The following is a 20158-nucleotide window of genomic DNA, read 5'->3' as shown; positions in this document are numbered from 1 at the left end:
GGCGGGGGGACACTCCTCCCCCGAATCCGGATCGAGGACCTTGATCTCCTTCCCCGCACGACCCAACGCGCCCTTCGGCATCCCCTCGACCCGGCGGACCGTAGCGCCGGTCTCGGTCGAGCCATAGCTGTCGATCACCCGGACATCGAAGCGCTTACTGAAGCGCTCGATGTCGAGCTCGGCGCCTTCATTGCCAAACACGAGCTCGAGCGGATTGTCCGCATCGTCGGGCTGCTCGGGCTGCGCCAGAATGTAGGAGAGCGGCTTCCCCACGTAATGGAAGTAGGTGCACCCGTACTTGCGGATGTCCGGTAATGCGGACGACGCGGAGAATTTTCGGCGCAACACCGTCGCGCCGCCTGCCACGACCGTCGGCCCCCAGCCCATGAAGAGACAGTTGGAATGAAACATGGGCATCGCGACGTACGTGACGCTCCGCGCGCTGAGCTCCGCGATGCCGACGACGCTCTGGGCCGTAAGTGCGAGCTTTCTCTGAGTGCAGATCACCGCCTTGGGCGCACCACTCGTACCGGACGTGAAGATCAGAAGGAGGTGGGCGTCGGGCTCCACTTCCACGTCCGGAAGCGGAGAGCCCGCAAACGGCTCCAGCGCCGCTGCGTAAGCGTCGGTATCGATCTCGAGAATCGGGACGTCGAGCCCAAGTCCGTCGAGCAGATCACGGTGCTTCGCGTCGGTAACGATCCATTGGCAATCCGTGTGCTCGATGTCGCGCGCGAGCTCCGCGCCCCGGCGCGTCGGATTGATCCCAACGACGACCGCTCCGGCGAGCGAGGCCCCGGCCAGCCAGAACCAAAACTCGGGCACGTTCTCGAGAAGCACGCCGACGTGAAGCGGTCCGTCGCGTCGCTCGGCGAGCATGAACGTAGCCCGCTCCGCGCCGGCCTGCACGGCGTCGCGGTACGGCCAGGATCGATCCTCGAAGTGAATCGCTGGGTTGTCGTCGTTTGCGCGGGCGACGACCCAATTGCGGAACGGCTCGAGCTTCATCGTCAGAGCGCCTCCCGGAAGGCGTCCAGGGTCCCGAGATCATCGCAGGCCTCCGTCGCACGGCGCGTGGCCTGCATCCCCACCTCGATCGGCTGCCACCGGTCGCCCATCGCCGCGGTCGTCGTGGCGGCGACCCACCCGTAGAGGACCGTGCGACGATAGCGCAGCTGGAGGGTCTCGAGGTCCGGTGCAGCCACTCCGCCGTCGACGAGCCCCTGGTGGTAGGCACGAATCCACTCGTCCTGATTCTCGCGCCGTACGTCCCCCGGGCACGAATTGCAGAGAAAGATTGCGACGTCCCGAATGCCCGGCGACCGTGTCACGACAGCCCAGTCGTACAAACCGACCTGACCGGCATCGACCAAATGATTTCCCGCGTGCGTGTCGCCGTGGATCAGCGTCGACTCGCCGTCGTCCCACACGTCGACGATCCGTTCGTGGTTCTCGACGTAGAGCTGGCAGAGCTCCGTGAACACGGGCGGAAGATCTCCGCCGAGGCTCTGGCGCGCGAGGTCGATCAGCTTCGCGCCCATCGGCCCGCGGGACGAACGCGGTATCCACGAGAGTTCGGACGCGAACCGCGCGTCCTCCCAGAAGTGCGCGTGCACGCGCGCAAGGCCTTCGACGAGCTGCTGGCCGTGCGTGCGCGCGTGTTCTCCCCAGCCCTCCGGGAACGTACACCCATTCGCCTCGAGATCCTCCAAGACCATGATGTACTCGGTCTTCTCGTCTCCGTGAGCGGCGAAATAGGCGCGCGGGACACGCATCGGCGTCTCGGCGGCCACGGATTCGTAAAATCGAGCCTCTCGCCGACCCATGTCGGTCACCGCGACGAGCTGCCGCTGCTCCGCGCCGAAGGGCGGCAGCTTGACGAAGACCGTCTCCGGCCCGGCTGTGCTCGATGCATACTCGAGCCGGAGTCGCGCACGCCCCGTCGTCCCCGAATGCCGGTCGACGACCTCGACGCTCGAGACCTCGACACCGGGCACGGACGTCGCGAGCGCCGTCGTCAGCCACTGCGGTGTAATCGCTTCAGGTGTGTCGGGGAGGGACATGCCGTTGTCTCCGCTTCGGTCCGTTTCAAATCCAGTCGACGCAGATGGCCGCGCCTCACGCCCGCACGAACGACGGGGTCGGGCGAGTCTGCGGCGACAAAGCTATATTGACGTCGAAGTCGAAATCAAGGCGCCTCACCGCAGTATAGGTAAGGAGGTATGATTCCGAGACCAGCCGGGCTCGAGATGGTGCTCACGCCTCGGCTTCGAGGCGGGCTGCAACCTCGACCGGACGGCCCGTGGACTCGCGGGCGAGTCGAGAGCGGACCACCTTGCCCGAGGCGGTTCGGGGCAATGGGTCTTGCCAGACGACGAACTCTTCGGGGAGGTTTCGGCGGGCGATCCCCTCACCAAGCAGGTGCGCGATCACCTCGTCCAGTCCGACCGTCGTACCCGGCTCCGGCCGAACCGCGACGGCGAGCCGCTCGCCCGTTTCGGGGTCGGGAGCCACGAAGGACGCGTACTCGTGCAGGCCCGGCATCCGCGCGAGTGCCGCCTCGATCTCGTTCAGCGAGATCTTGAGGCCGCTTCGGTTGACGATCTCCTTCAGTCGCCCGACGACGGTGAGGCGCCCGGCCGCAAGGTCCACGAGGTCGCCGGTGCGGTACCAGCCGTTCTCGAAGGCCCCTGCGTCGTGCTCTCCATCTGCGTAACCCAGGAACATGCTTGGCCCGCGTACGAGACCTTCCTGCGGGCTCTCGGTCGACCCGACGCGGACCTCCGTCCCGGGCAGAAGCACGCCGTCGTCGGCGAGCCGACTCGCGCGGTCCTCTCCTGGGACGCTGCCCGTGACACACGGAACCTCGGTCGAACCGTAGACGCGCGCGATCTCGATGCCGAAAGAGTCCGTTGCAAGCTCGAGGAGAGGCAACGGCAGCATCGCGCCTCCGAGCGCAAGCGAGCGAAGAGCGATGCGGCGATCGGCTCTCGCTTCGGCTGCACGGAGCAGTCGCTCTGCAATCACGGGCGCGCCACCGAGAAGCGTCGCACCGCACGCGTTGATCCGCTCGAGAGAGGCCTCCGGGGAAAATGCGTCCTCGAGGATCAGCGCCGCGTGCCGATCGGCGGCGAGGTGCATCTGCACGACCCCGGTGATGCTCGTGAGCGGACTCACCAGGAAGAGCCCGGCTTGCTCGTTGGCGCCGGTGATGCGCGCCATGTTCCGGGCGCCGGCCGTCAGCGTGTTGAGCGAGTGCACCACGGCCTTCGGACGATCCGTCGTCCCCGAGGAGAAGAGCACGACCCGCGCGTCGTCTCGATCGGGCTCAGCCCACGGTCCGGGCCTCGGGCCAGCGGCGAGCGACTCGAGGGCGACGACCCGCATCTGGCCGAGCCCATCCGAGAGGCGAGCGCGCTCCGATGCGGGAACGACGACGAGAGTGGTCTGCGCGAGAACGTCGAGCGCAGACCGCACGTCCGCCGCTCCGCATCGGCGGTCCAGCACCGCGATCGTGGCCCCGACCCGAAGCAGCGCGTGGTAGGCCACGACACCCGCAACGGTATTCCCCGCGATCAAGAGGACTTCGGCGCCCTGCCGCACACCCTCGTCGGCCAACGCCGCGACCGCCGACTGAATCTCTCGGGCGAGATCGGCGTAGGTCAGCGAACGCTCATTGTCCGCAACGGCGAACGCCGTCGGTCGTTGCCGGGCGCCCGCTTCGATCCCGTCGGCAAGCAACCGATCGTCCCAGAGGCCGTCGGCTCGATAGCGCTCAGCCAGATCGTCCGGGATGCGCGGCGGCAAGTTCAGCGTGGCCATTGTCTCGACATCCGTATGGGTTCGGCGCGAATGGGTGTAGCTCCCGACGAGCGGACGCGAACGTTCTTGCGATCTCGCGCCATCGGCAATAGCGTCCCAACCGACGTCGATGTCAACTTCGAAGGCCAACGCGCTCGGACACCTGCGCATCTGCGACTTCACCGGTCAACTCGCCGGCGCTGGCGCCACGAGGTGGCTCGCCGCGTTCGGCGCGCAGGTGATCCGCATCGAGGACCCCGTACGCGAAGGTCGATGGGACATCCTTCGAACCATGCCGCCCTACGCGGACGAGCGCCGCGGCGTCGACTTCGGCGGCGGCTTCAACAACCACAACGTCGAGAAGTACGGGATCACGCTGAACCTGCGGACCGAGCGTGGGCGCGAGCTTCTCGGGCAGATCGTCGAGCAGAGCGACGTGGTCGCGGAGAACTTTGCCTCCGGCGTCCTCGAGCGCCTCGGCTTCGGCTACGCCCGGCTGAAGGAGCTCCGATCCGACATCATCTATGTCTCGAACTGCGGCTTCGGCCAGGTCGGGCCCTACTCCCGCTTCAAGACCTGGGGCCCCATCGTCCAAGCGCTCTCCGGGCTCACCTTTACTTCAGGACTCCCCGAACAGCCGCCCGCGGGTTGGGGCTTCTCGTACATGGACCATACCGGCGGTTCGTACATGGCAATGGCGATCCTGCTCGCCCTCCTCCACCGCGGCCGGACGGGTGAGGGCCAATGGGTCGACATGTCCTGCACGGACGCCGGGCTCACGCTGAACGGTCCGGCGATCCTGGACTACACCGTGAACGGACGACCGATGCGCCGCCCCGGATCGCCCAGCAGCAATCGGAACGAGTGGCCGCCCATGGCACCGCACGGGATCTACCCCGCGCGAGGAGACGACCGCTGGATCGCAATTGCATGTCGGGACGATCGTGATTGGGGAGCGCTGGCTTCTGCAATCGGAGAAGAGGCCGTCTCCGCCGATCGCTTCGCGACACTCGCCGGTCGCGGCGCCGCGGAGGAAGAGCTGGATGAGCTCGTCGCGCGGTGGACGCGCACGCGCGACGACTACGAAGCGGCCGCTGCCCTTCGGGAGGCCGGCGTGCCGGCCAGCGCGATCGCACGACCGTCCGAGCGCATCGACGAATGCGAGAGCACGCGCGACTGGGGACTCTGGCCCACGGCGGAGCATTCGAAGGTAGGGCGCGTCCGCGTTGACGGCCTGCCCGTCCACTTCTCCGAGACAGACTGGAAGATCGAGCGCGGTGCCCCCTGCCTCGGCGAACACAACGATGAGATCTTCTCGACGCTCCTCGGCCTGTCGCAGGTCGAGATCGACGAGCTCCGCGGGGCGGCAGTGATATGAGCGCGCCGACGCAATCCCCTGGCGCCCTCGACGGAGTCCGCGTCGTCGAGCTCGCGCACGAGCACGGCGCATTCGGCGGAAAGCTCCTCGCCGACATGGGCGCCGACGTGATCCTCGTCGAGCCGCCGGGCGGCGACCGAACCCGCAGCTATCCACCCTTTCTCGACGACGTGCCCGGAACCGAGCGAAGCCTGTACTGGTGGCACCACAACACGAGCAAGCGCGGCATTACGTTGAACGTCGACGACGAGGGCGGGCGCGACCTGTTCCGCCGCCTCGCCGCCACTGCCGACGTGGTTCTCGAATGTGAGCGGCCGGGTCGGATGGCCGAGCTCGGCCTCGACCATCCAGACCTGACACGCAACAAGAAGGAGCTGATCGTCGTCTCGCTCACGCCCTTCGGTCGCCGAGGACCAGAGCGCGACGAGCCGATCACCGACCTCACACTGCTCGCCTCGGGCGGTCCGGTCTGGAGTTGCGGATACGACGACCACTCCCTTCCGCCGGTGCGCGGCGGCGGGAACCAGGGCTACGCGACGGCCTGCCACTTTGCCGTACTCTCGGTTCTCACGGCTCTCGTCGCGCGACAGGTGACCGGCCGGGGGCAACACGTCGACGTGAGTATGCACGCGGCCGCCAACGTCACGACCGAGATGGCGTCGTACCACTGGCTCGTGCAGCAGGGCACGGTACAGCGGCAGACCGGCCGCCACGCCCTCGAACAGCCGAGTCTCCCCACCCAGATCGAGTGCGCCGACGGTCGGCACGTCACGACCGGCGTGCCCCCGCGTCGCGGCGAGGAGTTCGGCCGGCTCATCGAATGGCTCGACTCTTTGGCCCTTGCAGACGAGCTTCCCGAAACCGTCTTTCTTCGCATGGGTGCAGAGCGCGAGACCCTCGACTTGTCGAAGATCGGGACGGACGACGAGGTGACCGCGATCTACGCCGCGGGCCGAGAGGCGCTCAACCTGATCGCGTCCCGTTTGCCGGCGTACGACTTCTTCGTCGGCGCGCAGTCGCGCGGCATGCCCGTTGGCGTCATCTACGCGCCCGAGGAGGCGTTCGAAGACGAGCACTTCCGCGCGCGCGGCTTTCAAGTGGAGGTCGACCACCCCGACCTCCAACGCTCCTTCCGCTACCCCGGCGCACCCTACGCGTTCGAAAAATCTCCTTGGCGGATTGCACGACGGGCGCCGCTTCTCAGCGAACACACCGCAGAGGTTCTTGCCGAACTGGGCGTCACGCAACACAATCTCGCCGCCCTGCGCGCGGGCGGAGTCATCTGATGGCGTCGTTCGTTGTTCGGATGGGCGCGGAGAGCTACCCGGAAACAAGGAGGAACCAGTCATGAACGCCGGCTCGGAAGCGACACGCTGCTCGGACATCGACACGCTCAAGATCGTCGACGTCGACACACACATCAGTGAGCCGCTGGACTTGTGGACGTCGCGCGCGACACCCAAGTATCGCGACCGCGTGCCGCAGATGAAGATGACCGACGGCAAGCGGGTCTGGACCATCGACGGCGACCGCTCCATGGGCGTCGGCTCCGCCGCGAGCGTCGTCCGTCGGGACGGCCAGAAGGCGGCCGGGATCGAGTTCACCGACTGGCAGCTCGATGACGTCCACCCCGGATGTTCGCGCACCAAGGAGCGCCTTCAGTGGATGGACGACAACGGCATCTGGGCTCACGTCATCTACCCCAACGTTCTCGGCTTCGCGGGCCAAGGCCGCGCCCCCCTGGGCGCACCCCGTCGCGAGCCGGTCGAGGCCGATCTCCGCTTGGTGAGCACGAAGATCTACAACGAAGCCATGGCGGAGATGCAGGCCGAGTCGGGCGACCGCCTCCTCCCGATGGCCCTCCTCCCGTGGTGGGACATCGACCTCGCCGTCCAAGAAGCCGAGCGCTGCGCGAACATGGGTATGCGCGGAGTGAACATCAACTCGGACCCACAGCTTCACGGCATGCAGGACCTGAGCGGGGACTACTGGACGCCGTTGTGGGAACTCTGCTGCGACAAGGAACTGCCGGTAAACTTCCACATCGGCGCCAGCGACAGCACCATGAGTTGGTACGGCGAGACGCCTTGGCCATCACTGGCGCCCGAGGAAAAGCTCTCGGTCGGGTCCGGGATGATGTTCATCAGCAACGCCAAGGTCATCTCGAATCTGATCACGTCGGGACTTCTCGAGCGGTTCCCGAAGCTGAAGTTCGTCTCCGTCGAGAGCGGCATCGGGTGGATTCCGTTCATCCTCGAGACGCTGGAGTACTCCCTGGCGGAGAGCGGCGCGAGCCGGCTCGACAAGCTCTCGCTCTCGCCACTCGAGTACTTCCGCCGGCAGATCTACGGGTGCTTCTGGTTCGAGACGCGAGACGTCGCCTCCACCATCCGGCGCCTCGGCGTGGACAACGTGATGTTCGAGACGGACTTCCCGCATCCCACCTGCCTCTACCCTCGCCCGCTCGACCACGCGCGCGAGCAGCTCGCCGACCTGACACCACAGGAACGACGCAAGGTCCTGAGCACCAACGCGGCCGGCGTGTACGGGCTGGCCGTCGACTGAGCCGCGCCCACCGCCGCACGATCTTTCGAGGAGGAATCTCGCGACGATGGCCCGCAGGGTCGATCTCCCGGTAGGCCTCAGAGCGCCCGCGGGTCCTCGCCGGCGGCGGATCCGTGCGCCGAATCTCGGCCACCCGCGCGGCCCGTAGCACGAACCGCCGCCGCGGCAATGCGCCGTACCAACTCGCGAAGCTCGGCACCCGCCAGATCGTAGTCGGGTCCGGGCGCGAGGATCGACGCCGCCGCGTGCCCGCTCCCATCGAAGACGGGCGCCGAAACCTGAGCGACGCGCACCGCCTGGTCCGTATCGAGCTCCGCGACGAGGTAGCGGCTGTGCATCATCTCTTGCACCACCCGGTCGCGTGCGAGCAGCGCAACTTCGGACTCGGGCGATGTCGCGAGGGTGTCCACTGCCCGCGTGAGCTCCGTCTGCCGACGCGTCGCGACCGAAACGCTGTAGCCGCGTCGCCGTACCTCTTCGAGCGCACGACGATAGCGCCGCTGCTCGTCCGTCGTGAGTGCCGGCCGCGCGTTCGCCAGCCATGCGTCGACATCGGCATCGGCCCACGCGACGAACACGGCTCCGAACGGTGGAACCAGCGGGATGGTCTGCCCCACGCGGGCTCGAAGCGCGAAGAGAGGTCCGAAGTCGAACACCTCGACGACGCGCGCCGTGTCTCCGTCGCGGATGCACACCGCAACACAAGACTCGCTCTGACGCGCCAGCTCTTCCGCTTCGATCTTGGCAGCTTGAAGAACCGGGTGTGCCGTCCGTGCCGCGTCGCCAAGAGCGATGCCACCCGGCCCGAGCCGATAGCGGCGATCGCCGTGATTCCGAGTGACGTACTGCGCAGACGCGAGCGCCTGCAGGATTGCGTCGCACGTAGCCCGAGGCACCTCGACGACGCGCGCCAACTCCGAAACCGTGAACGACTCCCCGGGGTGACGCGTGAGGTGCCCGAGTACGTCGCAGGCACGAAGAACTGCGGGCGAGGGAGTGATCGGCATGCGGCTCCTCCAGAGATTCCTATTGCCCCGGACGAATGGAGTTGATACTTAAATGCTAGTATACCACTAGCAGTGCTGATATTTCAGCACATCAAGAGAGCCAGCGCAAGTTCCGCGAACGAGGAGCCGCCATGTCCACCCGTCCCGAGGCCGACAAGAGCGATCGAGCTACCTCCGCACCCATCGAGGTCGGTGCCAACGCCGCGGAGCGCGCCCGCAATCGAGCGACCGGAGCCGGCTCGATCGATGATCCGTATCCGCGATACGACGAGCTGCGCGAGATCGGTTCGGTCCAGGAAGGAACGATCACCGGCGCGTTCGGGCTCGGCGACGTCGGTGGGATGGGCTGGCCCGAGTCCCGCCAGTTCTCGTGCTACGGCTGGGACTCTGTCGACGAGGTACTCAGCGACAAGGAGACCTTCTCTTCACGCTGGTACCAACGCACACTCGAGCCAACCGTCGGCGTCAGCCTGATTCAGCTCGACGGTGAGCCGCACCGACGCCACCGAGAGCTGGTGCAACCGTCGCTCTTGCGAGGGCAGGTGGAGCGTTGGTGCGAGCGGTGGATCCAGCCGACGATCGATCGGATCCTCGACGAGTGCGCCGCGCGCGGAGGCCGCGTCGATCTCTACGCGGAGCTGTGCGCCCATCTCCCCGTTTACACGATCGCGAGCTCCTTCGGGGTCGCACGCGAGGACGTTGCGCACTTCCACGAGCTCGCCATCCTCGCCGTCGGAGGTGCGTCGGGCGCTCCCGGCAATGCGATGCGTGCTTCGGAGGAGATCGCCGACTACCTCCGCAAAGTCGTCGGAGACCGCCGCGTCGAGCCGAAGGACGACCTGATCAGCGTGCTCTGCCAGGCGGAGATGCGTGACGAAGACGGCGGTCGTCACGTACTCGACGACGACGAGATCCTCGCATTCGCCCGCGTGATGCTCCCGGCGGGAGCGGGTACGACCTACCGGGGACTCGGCTGCCTTCTGCTGGGCCTGCTGCAGACGGGACAATTCGATCTGTTGCGGGACGATCGATCGCGGCTCGAAGAGACGATCGAAGAGGCTCTGCGCTGGGAGCAGCCGCTCACGTCGATCAGCCGCATCGCCACGCGCGACAGCGAGGTCGCCGGCGTGGCCATCCCGGAGGGAAGCGTCGTCAATGCGTGTCTGGCCGCGGCCAACCACGATCCCGCGCGCTGGCCCGAACCGCACCGCTTCGACATCACGCGCGAACGCCGCGTGCACGCGAGCTTCGGCCTGGGACCCCACTTCTGCGTGGGCGCCCACCTCGCGCGGCTCGAGATGCGCACCGCATTGAACACGATACTCGACCGCTTTCCGACCTTCCGCCTCGACCCCGATGCGCCAGAGCCCTGGATCACGGGCTTGCTGTTTCGCATGCCCACCGCGCTGCCGGTGATCCTCGAAAACTGAATCGAAAGGAAACCCAGGATGCTGCTCGAAGGGAAGGTCGTCGTCATCACGGGCATCGGCTCGGGCGTCGGCCGTGCGACGGCCCGGCTGTTCGCCAAGGAAGGCGCCCACGTGGTCGGCGGCGACGTACAGGAAGACTGGGGCAACGAAACCCTGCGCCTCGTAACCGAAGACGGCAGCCCCGATGCACGATTCGTTCCCTGTGATGTCTCGCGCGAGGACGACGTGCACGATCTCGTGGACGCGGCCGTCTCCGCTCATGGACGCCTCGACGTCATGATGAACAACGTGGGTGTCAGCACGCCCAGGCTCGGCGCGTCGTTCGAGGAACACGACGCCGCGGATTGGAAGCGCCTGATCGACATCAACCTTCTCGGCGTCGCGTACGGCTGCAAACACGCACTGCTGCGTTTCAAGGCGCAGGGCGACGGCGGCGTGATCGTGAACACCGGCTCCGCGGCCGGAATGGTGGGCTGGGGCGGCGTGCCCTACGGCGCCACGAAGGCCGGTGTCATCCAACTCACGCGGGGACTGGCGATCGAGAACGCAGCGGCCGGAATCCGCGTCAACTGCCTCTGCCCCGGAGCGATCGACACGAACTTCGCGATGCCGCCCGAGGCCGCCTTTCAGCCAAAGCCGAAGGAGTTCCTCGATGCGATTGCCGGCCAGCATCCGCTCGGGCGTCCCATCCTGGCCGAAGACTGCGCGAATGCCGCGCTCTATCTGGCATCCAGTTTGTCATCCAACGTGACGGGCGTCGCGCTGCCTGTCGATGGTGGATACCTGGCGCGCTAGGCGGCGCCCGGAACCCAGGAGGAACACGATGTCTCACGAACTCATTTCCGCCGACTCGCACGTCAACCCACCCGCCACCATGTGGGCCAAGTACCTTCCAGAATCCCTTCGTGAGAAGGCGCCCCGAATCGAATCCACGGACGAGGGCGACTTCCAAGTGTTCGAAGGACGGCGCACTCCCCTGCTCGGCATCAACGCCATGGCCGGCAAGAAGCCCGAGGAGTTCAGCTGGAACGTCCGACGACTGAACGAGCAGCGGGCGGGCGGTTTCGAACCGAATGCGCGACTCGAGGACATGGACGCAGACCACGTCCAGGCCGAGGTGATCTACGGTGGAGGGCCTCTGCCCTCACAAGACGCGGAACTGCGGCACGCGAGCTATCAGGTCTACAACGACTGGCTCGCCGACTTCTGCTCGGCCGATCCCAAGCGCCTGATCGGCATCGCCTACCTCCCGTGCGACACACCGGAGATGGCGATCGCCGAGGTGAAGCGCGCCGCCGGCCGCGGACTCAAAGGCGGCGTGATTCCGCGCTTTCCCGGCGACGACGAATGGTACGAACCGAAGTGGGACGGCCTGTGGCGCGCCATCCTCGACCAAGGCTGGGCCGCCGCGGTCCACGTGGGGGGCCGGCATCGCAAGGCCGCAATGCCGAGCACGGACTCCGTCGGCTTCATCAGTGACCTGCTCATGAGCAAGTTCGCGATGGCCGAGTCCGTTTCGCGGATGGTTCTCTCCGGCCTGCTCGAGCGTTACCCCGATCTCCAGGTCGTCTCCGTCGAAGGTCAACTCGGGTGGCTGTCGTTCACCCAGCACTACCTCGATCACGTATGGGAGAAGCACCGGCACTGGACCAAGAACGAGTTGAAGAACCCGCCGAGCTTCTACTTCAAGCGCCAGGTCCACGCGACGTTCATGGAAGACCCCGTCGGCCTGCGCGAGCGCGAGCACATCGGCATCGACAACATCATGTGGTCGAGCGACTACCCCCACTCGGAGACGACCTGGCCCGACAGCCGCAAGCTCACGAACGAATGGATGAGCGGCTTCCCCGAGGCAGAGCGCCGAAAGATCCTCTACGAGAACGCAGCGCGTCTCTACAGGCTCTAGAGCGAGCCAATGCACATCGGGCTCTTCATCGATTCGACCGCACCCTTCTCCACCGCAGAGCACCTTGCGGCCACCGCCCGTGCCGCAGAGGAACGAGGCTTCCACTCTCTTTGGGTGGCCGAGCACGTGCTGTTCTTCGACGAACTCGGGTCGAAGCCACCGTTCGCCGAAAGGTCCTCGCTCATCGCGGGAGAGTGGGGCCTGCTGGACCCGTTCGCCGCGCTCTCCTACCTCTCGTGCGCGACCGAGAAGATCCGTCTCGGCACGGGCGTCGCGCTCGTGCCGCAGCGCAACCCGGTGCAGACTGCGAAGCTCGCGGCGACCATCGACTACCTGTCGGGTGGACGACTCGACCTCGGTCTCGGGATCGGCTGGGTGCGTGAGGAGTTCGAAGCCGTGGACGCGCCGTTCAAGGACCGCGCCGCCCGGACCAACAGCTATCTCGAGGTGATGCGCGCGCTCTGGGAAGACGATCCGTCCTCGTGCGAGACGCCGCACTATACGCTCCCGACGTCGCGCTGCTGGCCCAAGCCAATCCAGACTCCTCTGCCGGTACACATCGGCGGCAACAGCGATGGTGCGCTACGGCGTGCCGCACGGTTCGGCAACGGCTGGTACGGGTTCAATCTGGAGCCGGACGAGCTACGCAAGCGGCTCGACGCACTGGACGCCCAGCTCCAGAGCGTCGGACGGAGCCGGGACGAGCTCTGCATCAGCGTGTGCGGATATCGGCACCCGGTCGACCGCGACAGGATGCTCCAGTACCGCGACGCCGGCGCAGATCAGCTGATTCTCTTCGCGATGGACGTGCGAGGAGAGACTCGTGAGCAACGGCTCGACGAGTACGCCGAGATGTTCCTCGCGCCGGCGTAGAGGAGAATTTGGCATGAGTGGAATCCTGGAGGGAGTGCGCATCGTCGAGCTGGCGCAGTGGGTGTTCGTGCCGTCGGCCGGGGCGCTGCTCGCGGATCTCGGCGCGGACGTGATCAAGGTCGAGCACCCGCGACAGGGAGACCCCGCGCGCGGCCTGCGTACGATGGGGCTCGGTGGCGGCCCGAGCGGTCCGAACCTCGCGGTCGAGCAGAACAACCGCGGAAAGCGCAGCATCGGGATCGACGTCAAGAAGAAGGCCGGCCGCGAGCTGCTCCTTCGGCTCGTTGCGGAATCAGACGTCTTCCTGACGAGCCTGCGGCCCGCCGCGATCGAGAGGCTCTCTCTCGGCGTGGACGCGGTACGCAAGAGCAATCCGCAGATCATCTACGCACGCGGGCACGGACTCGGCATGCGCGGGCCCGGAGCCAACCGCCCGAGCTACGACATGTCGGCCTTCTGGTCTCGTGGCGGCGTGGCCCATTCGCTCACGCCGCCGGACGCCGACCGCGCTGTCGGCCAACGCCCCGGCTTCGGGGACCACACGAGCGCGATGAACCTCGCGTTCGGCATTGCTGCGGCCCTCTTCCGGCGCGAGCGCCGCAGCGAGCCTTCCGTGGTCGATGTCTCGCTGCTCGGAACCGCGATGTGGGTGATGTCGTCGGACGTCGTGTACAGCGCGAACCCGCAGTACGACGCGCACGCGGGCTTCAAGCACCCGATGGCAAACCCCCTCACGGCGACGTACCGCACGGCCGACAGCCGCTTTCTCGCGCTCGTCATGCTCCAGGCCGATCGCCACTGGCCGGACTTCTGCCGACACCTCGGGCGTCCCGAGTGGACCGACGATCCCCGATACGCCGACACCAAGGCGCGCCGCGAGAACGCCGAGGCCTGCTCCCGCGATCTCTCCGCCGTGTTCGCCACGCGTACCCTTGCCGAATGGACCGAACAGCTGGCCGGACTCGACGCGGCCTGGGAGCCACAGCAGAGCGTTCGAGAGGTACGAGAAGATCCGCAGGCCGGAGCGAACGGGTATCTCACCGAGATCGAGAGCGGCTCGAACGAACGGTTCGAGGTGGTCTCGAACCCGTGCCAATTCGACGAGCGGGTGCCCGCACTCTCCCCCGCGCCGGAGGTCGGTGCGCATACGGAAGAGGTACTTCTCGCGCTCGGCCTCGACTGGCAAGAGATCAGCGCGCTCCGCGATGACGAGGTCCTGTAGCCGAGCCTCCGGTCTCGCGTCCCGCAAAGGAGACACCCGACCATGAAGACCTGGAAGATGTACATCGACGACGCGTGGATCGAGGCGCGAGATGGCCGGTCGTACTCGCTGCCGAATCCCGCAACCGAGGAGGACGTCGCACTCGCCCCCGATGCGGACGTCGTCGACGTCGAACGAGCCGTCGCGGCCGCCCGCCGTGCGTTCGACGAGGGTCCGTGGCCCCGGACTCCAGTCGCCGAGCGCGTCGCCGTCCTGCATCGGATCGCTGACGGCATCGAGAGCCGGAAGGAAGAATTCCGCGACACGGTCGTCCGCGCGCACGGCGCGGCCGCGCTGACGCACGGCCAGCAGGTCGACGCTCCGATCCAGCTCATCCGCAACTACGCGGAGCTCGCGCGCGGGTACGCGTTCGAGGAGATGCTCCCGCTCATCGATCCGCCGACCGGTGGAAATCTCGTCAGCACACTCGTCGTGCGCCAGCCCGTAGGCGTGTGCGCGCTGATCCCGACGTGGAACTTTCCGCTGTGGGTCACCGCACAGAAGTTCGCGCCGGCGCTCGCCGCCGGCTGCACGATGGTGGTGAAGCCGTCCCCCTGGGGCCCGCTCATCGACCTGATGCTCGCTGAAGTCGTGGCCGAAGCTGGTGTTCCGCCGGGTGTCTTCAACGTGGTCTCCGGGCAATCGCCGGAGATCGGGCGCGCGCTCGTCGAGGACCCACGCATCGACATGGTGAGCTTCACCGGCTCGAACGGCGTCGGGAAACGCATCATGGAGTGCGCGGCGAAGAACTTGACGAAGGTGCACCTCGAGCTCGGTGGCAAGTCTGCTCTCATCGTCCTCGACGACTACGACCTGGACGCGGCCGTCTTGAGCGGCTGCGTTCCGACCTTCTTCCACGCGGGACAGGGGTGTGCGATGACGACCCGGGTCCTCGTGAGCCGCTCGCGACACGACGATCTCGTGACCAAGATGACGGACTTCGTGGAGAAGAACGTGAAGATCGGCGACCCCGCCGACCCGAGCATCCTGCTCGGACCGGTCATCCGACCGGAGCGCCGCGCCGCAATCGAGGACCACATCGCCTCGGCACGAGACGAGGGCGCGGACCTGGCGACGGGGGGCGGACGCCCGGCCGGCCTCGAACGTGGCTGGTTCGTCGAGCCCACGATTTTTGCGAACGTACGCAACGACATGCGCATCGCGCGCGAAGAGGTCTTCGGCCCCGTCGTCTCGGTCCTCCCGTTCGACGAGGAAGAGGACGCCGTCCGCATCGCGAACGACTCGGAGTACGGTCTCTTCGGGGGCATCCTCACCCAGGACAAGCGACGCGCGATCGACATGGCCCGCCGGATTCGCACCGGCGGCGTGGCGATCAACGGCGCCGTCAACTCGTTCTCCAAGCCTTCGGGCGGGTTCAAGCAATCCGGTCTCGGGCGTGAGAACGGCGCGTACGGAATCGACGAGTACACCGAGTACCAGGCGGTGATGTGGCCGAGCTGAACGGAAACGACTGCGTGATCGTCGGCGTCGGGGTCACGCAGCAAGGCCGAAACCTCGAGATCCCCGAACGCGAGCTTCGGCGCGAGGCCGTCGAACTCGCGCTCGCCGACGCCGGCCTGAAGCGCCCCGACGTCGACGGGTACATTGCCTGCCACGGCGGCGTCGCGTTCGAAGACCTCCGGTATCTCGGGCTGGGCCCCCTCTTCTCGTGGAGCCTGTCGTCCGGCGGTGCCACCGCGATCTCGGCGCTCATCGCCGCCCGTGGCGTGCTCGCCGTCGGCCAGGCCTCCACGGTGGCCCTCTGCTACGGAACGGTTCCGTCGCGCTTCCGCGGTGGCGGCAGCGGGGGAGGCCGGGGCTACGGCGGATTCGGTTACGGGTATCCCGAACTGTTCGACATGGTCGGGCCTTCCACGAGCCACGCGCTGCACGCCCAGCGTCACATGCACCTCTACGGGACGACGTCCGAGCAGCTCGGCGCGGTGGCCGTGACGCAACGAGCCTACGCATCGAAGCGACCGGGGACACTCGGGTATGAAAAGCCGATCACGCTCGAAGACCACCAGACCTCGCGGATGATCTGTGAGCCGCTGCGCCTCCTCGATTGCTGTCGCGACACGGATGGCGGCGTCTGCGTCATCGTCACCACGGCCGAGCGGGCGCGCGACCTCCGCGGCACACCGGTGCGCGTGCTCGGCACCGGCACCGGGCACAACATCCGCAACTGGTACGACGGCAGCGTCTACGCCCACCACGACGACATCGCCCCCGCGAAGGCACGCGCGTTCGCCGAGGCCGGAATCGACGTCGGCGACGTCGACGTCGCCGCGCTCTACGATCCCTTCACGATCTCGGTGATCATGCAGCTCGAGGAGTACGGCTTCTGTGGCACGGGCGAAGGCGGCCCCTTCGTGGCTGCCGGGAAGACCGGCCCGACCGGCACGATCCCCACGAACACGGGCGGCGGCCAGCTGTCGGGCTACTACGCGACGGGCTTCACTGCGATGGTCGAGGGCATTCACCAGCTTCGTGGCGAAGGCGGCGCGACGCAGGTCGCCGACGCGGAGATCGCACTGGTGAGCGGGCACGGCGGCAACGGCGGCATTCAAAACACCTGGGCGCACGCAACGGCAGTGTTGGGGGTCGGCAAATGAGTACACGCAACCCGCTCGACCTCGCGCCGGACGATCTGGACCGCCCCTTCTGGGAGGCCTGCCGGCGCCGCGAGTTCCTGCTCCAACGATCGCAGGTGACCGGTCGATATCATTGGCCCGCGGTCTGCGATCCGGAGACGGGGCGCGAGGGCATGGAGTGGGTGCGCGGCAGTGGACGCGGCCTCGTGCACACGTTCTCGATCATCCACCAGGTGTTCCGCCGCGAGTTGGTGGACCGCGTTCCGTACAACGTCGTCGTCGTGGAACTCGAAGAGGGCCCGTTCTTCCACTCGAACGTCGTCGACTGCGCGAACGAGGAGATCCACATTGGCATGCCCGTCGAGGTCGTCTTCGACGACGTGTCCGATGAAGTCACGCTGCCGCGGTTCCGACCGCAGAGGAGTCCGACGTGAGACGTCTCGACAACCGGTTCTCCGCCGTCACGGCCGCAGTCGTCCTCGCGCTATCGATCACCGCCATCGGCTGCGGAGACACGCTGCTCGGCGACGACGGGCCCAGCACGCCCTACCCCGGCGGCCGCTGGTCGCCTCCCGAACCGACGTTCGGCAACTTTACGCAGACAGACGTCGAGCTCCCGATGAGCGACGGCGTCATCTTGGTCGCCGACGTCAACTATCCGGCGGACCTCGAAACCGGTGAGCGCGCGAATGGCTCGTTCCCGGTCATCCTGACCCAGAACCCGTACGGCGGGAACATCGCGGCCACGGCGGGGAGCTTCTTCGTGAGCCGCGGGTACATCTTTGCCGGTGTCGACGTACGCGGCACATCGCGCTCGGGGGGATCGGGCGCGGAGTTGTTCACCCCGCGCACGGCCGAGGACGGAGCCGAGCTCGTGGCCTGGGCGTCGCGGCTTGGCGGATCGGACGGCAACGTCGGGCTGTGGGGATGCTCCTTCCTCGGAATCAACCAGCTCGAGGCCGCAACCCAGCTCGGTCCCGACTCTCCTGTGAAGGCGATGATCCCGGGTTGCTTCACCGGCGACTCGTACCGAGACACGCTGTTCGACAACGGCATCCCGGGACCCATCGCCACCGCGTGGCCGGGGGTCTGGCCCGACGCGCTTCCCGGCGGAGACCGCGGCTACTACCGCGACTACTGGCGAAACCTCGACCGAGTCGCACGCGCCCCGGCGATCGCCGCAACCGGCATTCCCATGCTGATGTGGGTCGGCTGGGGCGAAGGCGGCGCTCTCGGTGCCCTCGAACTGTACGCGGCCCTGCAGAACCTCTCGGCCGGACGCGGCGTCTTCGCGCCCATGAGGGACGATCAACCGGTGACCGGACGATACCAAGCGATCATTGGCGATTGGGCGCACGCGGGCGGGCTCGACCAGGGAATCGAGCTCCAGTGGTACGACACGTGGATCAAGGGCATCGACACCGGCCTACCGAAAAACACGCGTACGCCGCTGCACCTGCAAGAGCTCGCGTCGAACAGGTGGATCAATGCGAAGAGGTATCCCCTGACCGACGACTCCACCGCGCTCTACCTGACACAGGCGGGAGAGCTCGCGGGATCCGCTGCCGCCGCCGGACGAGACACACTCACGTGGGTTCCCCCCGAGGAGGTCTCGGCGTCCGTCGAGTACACGAGCGCACCTTTTTCCGACGGAGCGGTGCTCGCCGGGCCGATGGCCGCGCGCCTGGAGATCTCGTCGTCGAATACGAATGCGCAGCTCCTAATCGAGCTTCTGGACGTCGCTCCCGACGGAGCGCGCGCAGTCATCTCGCACGGCAGTGTGCTCGGGTCCCGTCGCGGCCTCGACACCGACCGGTCGTGGACCGACGCGGACGGAGAGCTCATTCGCCCCTACTTGGCGCTCGACCGAGACGAACCACTCCTCCCCGACCAACGCACCGGCATCGACGTCCCCCTCGTCCCAACCCTCTGGTCGATCGAGCCCGGGCACCGCCTGGGGGTCCGCCTCTCCACCCGACCGCGTGCGGAAAACTGCGGGTTCGTGATCGGGAACCCACCGTGGGGATGCAACCTCACCGAACCCATGCGCGAGACCCTTCCGGGCGGCGTCTACACGATCCACTACGGAGGCACGTCTGCGTCGTCGGTTCGCCTGCCACTGATCGCACACGGCTCCTTCGAGACGTCTCGGAGCATTACGCCGCCCACGGTGCGCGACGGCTCCACTCTTCCGGGGGACTGGTGAGCCCCGCGACCGAACGCGATCACCCCCCGATCCCCACCACGCTCGAGCAGGCCCTCTCCCCGGAGTGGCTGAGCGCGGCCCTCGCTACGAAGTACCCGGGCATCGAGGTCTCCCACGTGCACCCCGGTCCGGTGGTCAGCCGAATCACGACGAATGCGCGCTTTCGCATCGAGTGCGCCGGCGGCGTGCCGGACGGGTTGTCGCCGGCGCTCTGCGTGAAGGGGTACTTCAACGAGCTCGGCCGGGCCCTGCGTTTCGTCGGCGTGCCGGAGGCGGGCTTCTACCGTGACCTCGCCGAGGAGACCGGAGTCCGGACGCTCGAGTGCGTCTACGCGCACGTCGACGTCGACACGGACGACAGCATCTTGGTGACCGAGGACGTCGTGGCCCGGGGCGCCACCTTCCTCGACTCGCTGAGCCCGTACTCGCCCGACCAAACCGCGCAGACCCTCGAGGAACTCGCGAAGCTGCACGCGAAGACATGGCTGAGGCCTTCGGTCGAGACGACCGGCTGGCTCGCTCCCCGTCTGGAGAAGATCGCTCGGGGACGGGGGGTCGCCGAGATCAGCAGCAACTTCGACGGACCCATCGGTGCGCGCGTTCCGTCTGCAGTCCGGGACACCGAGCGGCTCTACCGATCCTACCGGGCGGTGGTGGACCGCGTTTCGTCGGCCCGGCCGTGGTCGGTCATCCACGGGGATCCACACGTCAGCAACCTGTTCCTCGACGCGGACGGCCGGCCGGCTCTCGTCGACTGGCAGCTCGCGCAGCGGGGCCCGTGGTACCTCGACCTCGGCTACCACCTCGCCGCCACCCTCACGGTGGACGACCGCCGCCGAACGGAGAGAGACCTCGTCCGCCACTACCTCGGAGCGCTTGCTGCGGGTGGGGTCGACGCCCCGACAGAAGAACAGGCGTGGGCCGACCTTCGGTACGGCCTGGTTCACGGGTTCTACCTCTGGGCAATCACACAGCAGGTCGATCCGCCGATCACCACCGCACTCCTCGAGCGTATGGGTACTGCGGTGGACGACCACGACGCCTTCGCCGTGGTCGACGGTTGAACCGCCGCGCCTCACCTTCGACCGCGACCGCGGAGAACTCGAGCCCCTGCCAGATTCCGGCGACGAACCGGGT

The 20158-nt window shown here is 67.2% G+C and carries 17 protein-coding genes; 13 read left to right on the top strand and 4 right to left on the bottom strand.

The window, feature by feature from the left end; all coding sequences use genetic code 11:
* From P8R42_19270 to P8R42_19260, 3 genes are all read right to left on the bottom strand, one after another.
* Positions 1–1008 (bottom strand): AMP-binding protein (locus P8R42_19270; protein MDG2306750.1); only part of this gene is annotated, 1008 nt, incomplete at its 3' end.
* Positions 1009–1010: 2 nt separating this feature from the next.
* Positions 1011–2063 carry a phosphotransferase gene (locus P8R42_19265; GenBank protein ID MDG2306749.1) on the bottom strand — a complete coding sequence of 351 codons (1053 nt, stop codon included), beginning with the start codon at positions 2061–2063 and terminating at the stop codon, positions 1011–1013.
* Between the two features lie 193 nt (positions 2064–2256).
* On the bottom strand, positions 2257–3822 hold the full coding sequence (locus P8R42_19260) for a class I adenylate-forming enzyme family protein (protein ID MDG2306748.1): 1566 nt from the start codon (positions 3820–3822) through the stop codon (positions 2257–2259).
* A 109-nt stretch (positions 3823–3931) separates the two neighbouring features.
* Between P8R42_19260 and P8R42_19255 the strand changes: the two genes are divergently transcribed.
* The 3 genes from P8R42_19255 (at position 3932) to P8R42_19245 (ending at position 7744) form a co-directional block, all read left to right on the top strand.
* Positions 3932–5179 carry a CoA transferase gene (locus tag P8R42_19255; GenBank protein ID MDG2306747.1) on the top strand — a complete coding sequence of 416 codons (1248 nt, stop codon included), beginning with the start codon at positions 3932–3934 and terminating at the stop codon, positions 5177–5179.
* Entirely contained in the window at positions 5176–6465 is a 1290-nt protein-coding gene (locus P8R42_19250) for a CoA transferase (protein ID MDG2306746.1), read from the top strand. Before P8R42_19255 ends, P8R42_19250 begins: the two co-directional genes overlap by 4 nt.
* A gap of 61 nt (positions 6466–6526) precedes the next feature.
* A complete protein-coding gene (locus P8R42_19245; protein ID MDG2306745.1) occupies positions 6527–7744 on the top strand; it encodes an amidohydrolase family protein in 1218 nt (405 codons plus the stop codon).
* Positions 7745–7821: 77 nt separating this feature from the next.
* Here the strand turns inward: P8R42_19245 and P8R42_19240 are convergent, their stop codons facing one another.
* On the bottom strand, positions 7822–8751 hold the full coding sequence (locus tag P8R42_19240) for a helix-turn-helix domain-containing protein (GenBank protein ID MDG2306744.1): 930 nt from the start codon (positions 8749–8751) through the stop codon (positions 7822–7824).
* Between the two features lie 131 nt (positions 8752–8882).
* Here P8R42_19240 and P8R42_19235 point away from each other — a divergent pair, with 131 nt between their 5' ends.
* The 10 genes from P8R42_19235 to P8R42_19190 are packed head-to-tail and all read left to right on the top strand — an operon-like array spanning position 8883 to position 20085.
* Entirely contained in the window at positions 8883–10181 is a 1299-nt protein-coding gene (locus tag P8R42_19235) for a cytochrome P450 (GenBank protein ID MDG2306743.1), read from the top strand.
* 18 nt (positions 10182–10199) lie between these two features.
* Positions 10200–10976, top strand: coding sequence for an SDR family oxidoreductase (locus tag P8R42_19230; GenBank protein ID MDG2306742.1), 777 nt, complete (start codon positions 10200–10202; stop codon positions 10974–10976).
* A 28-nt stretch (positions 10977–11004) separates the two neighbouring features.
* Positions 11005–12087, top strand: coding sequence for an amidohydrolase family protein (locus P8R42_19225; protein ID MDG2306741.1), 1083 nt, complete (start codon positions 11005–11007; stop codon positions 12085–12087).
* A 9-nt stretch (positions 12088–12096) separates the two neighbouring features.
* A complete protein-coding gene (locus P8R42_19220) occupies positions 12097–12960 on the top strand; it encodes an LLM class F420-dependent oxidoreductase (protein ID MDG2306740.1) in 864 nt (287 codons plus the stop codon).
* Positions 12961–12973: 13 nt separating this feature from the next.
* Entirely contained in the window at positions 12974–14182 is a 1209-nt protein-coding gene (locus tag P8R42_19215) for a CoA transferase (protein ID MDG2306739.1), read from the top strand.
* 42 nt (positions 14183–14224) lie between these two features.
* Positions 14225–15682: an aldehyde dehydrogenase family protein gene (locus tag P8R42_19210; protein MDG2306738.1), complete on the top strand. Its 1458-nt coding sequence runs from the start codon at positions 14225–14227 to the stop codon at positions 15680–15682.
* The gene (locus P8R42_19205; GenBank protein ID MDG2306737.1) at positions 15670–16836 is read left to right on the top strand and encodes a thiolase family protein; all 1167 of its coding nucleotides are present in this window, start codon (positions 15670–15672) and stop codon (positions 16834–16836) included. The genes P8R42_19210 and P8R42_19205 overlap by 13 nt, the downstream gene beginning before the upstream one ends.
* Complete coding sequence (locus P8R42_19200) at positions 16833–17249, top strand: OB-fold domain-containing protein (protein ID MDG2306736.1); 417 nt, start codon at positions 16833–16835, stop codon at positions 17247–17249. The genes P8R42_19205 and P8R42_19200 overlap by 4 nt, the downstream gene beginning before the upstream one ends.
* The gene (locus P8R42_19195) at positions 17246–19021 is read left to right on the top strand and encodes a CocE/NonD family hydrolase (protein ID MDG2306735.1); all 1776 of its coding nucleotides are present in this window, start codon (positions 17246–17248) and stop codon (positions 19019–19021) included. The genes P8R42_19200 and P8R42_19195 overlap by 4 nt, the downstream gene beginning before the upstream one ends.
* Positions 19018–20085: a phosphotransferase gene (locus P8R42_19190; protein MDG2306734.1), complete on the top strand. Its 1068-nt coding sequence runs from the start codon at positions 19018–19020 to the stop codon at positions 20083–20085. Before P8R42_19195 ends, P8R42_19190 begins: the two co-directional genes overlap by 4 nt.
* The last annotated feature ends 73 nt before the right edge of the window (positions 20086–20158 follow it).

It is taken from the genome of Candidatus Binatia bacterium (genome assembly GCA_029243485.1).
Taxonomy (GTDB): Bacteria; Desulfobacterota; Binatia; order UBA12015; family UBA12015; genus VGTG01.
This window is presented reverse-complemented; position numbering and strand designations above follow the sequence as displayed.

Excerpts from the sequence above, each read along its gene's own strand:
- P8R42_19245 (MDG2306745.1), top strand. The coding sequence starts at position 6,527 with ATGAACGCCGGCTCGGAAGCGACACGCTGCTCGGACATCGACACGCTC.
- P8R42_19235 (MDG2306743.1), top strand. The coding sequence starts at position 8,883 with ATGTCCACCCGTCCCGAGGCCGACAAGAGCGATCGAGCTACCTCCGCA.
- P8R42_19210 (MDG2306738.1), top strand. The coding sequence starts at position 14,225 with ATGAAGACCTGGAAGATGTACATCGACGACGCGTGGATCGAGGCGCGA.
- P8R42_19265 (MDG2306749.1), bottom strand. The coding sequence starts at position 2,063 with ATGTCCCTCCCCGACACACCTGAAGCGATTACACCGCAGTGGCTGACG.
- P8R42_19225 (MDG2306741.1), top strand. The coding sequence starts at position 11,005 with ATGTCTCACGAACTCATTTCCGCCGACTCGCACGTCAACCCACCCGCC.
- P8R42_19215 (MDG2306739.1), top strand. The coding sequence starts at position 12,974 with ATGAGTGGAATCCTGGAGGGAGTGCGCATCGTCGAGCTGGCGCAGTGG.
- P8R42_19220 (MDG2306740.1), top strand. The coding sequence starts at position 12,097 with ATGCACATCGGGCTCTTCATCGATTCGACCGCACCCTTCTCCACCGCA.
- P8R42_19200 (MDG2306736.1), top strand. The coding sequence starts at position 16,833 with ATGAGTACACGCAACCCGCTCGACCTCGCGCCGGACGATCTGGACCGC.
- P8R42_19230 (MDG2306742.1), top strand. The coding sequence starts at position 10,200 with ATGCTGCTCGAAGGGAAGGTCGTCGTCATCACGGGCATCGGCTCGGGC.
- P8R42_19250 (MDG2306746.1), top strand. The coding sequence starts at position 5,176 with ATGAGCGCGCCGACGCAATCCCCTGGCGCCCTCGACGGAGTCCGCGTC.
- P8R42_19260 (MDG2306748.1), bottom strand. The coding sequence starts at position 3,822 with ATGGCCACGCTGAACTTGCCGCCGCGCATCCCGGACGATCTGGCTGAG.
- P8R42_19255 (MDG2306747.1), top strand. The coding sequence starts at position 3,932 with ATGTCAACTTCGAAGGCCAACGCGCTCGGACACCTGCGCATCTGCGAC.
- P8R42_19240 (MDG2306744.1), bottom strand. The coding sequence starts at position 8,751 with ATGCCGATCACTCCCTCGCCCGCAGTTCTTCGTGCCTGCGACGTACTC.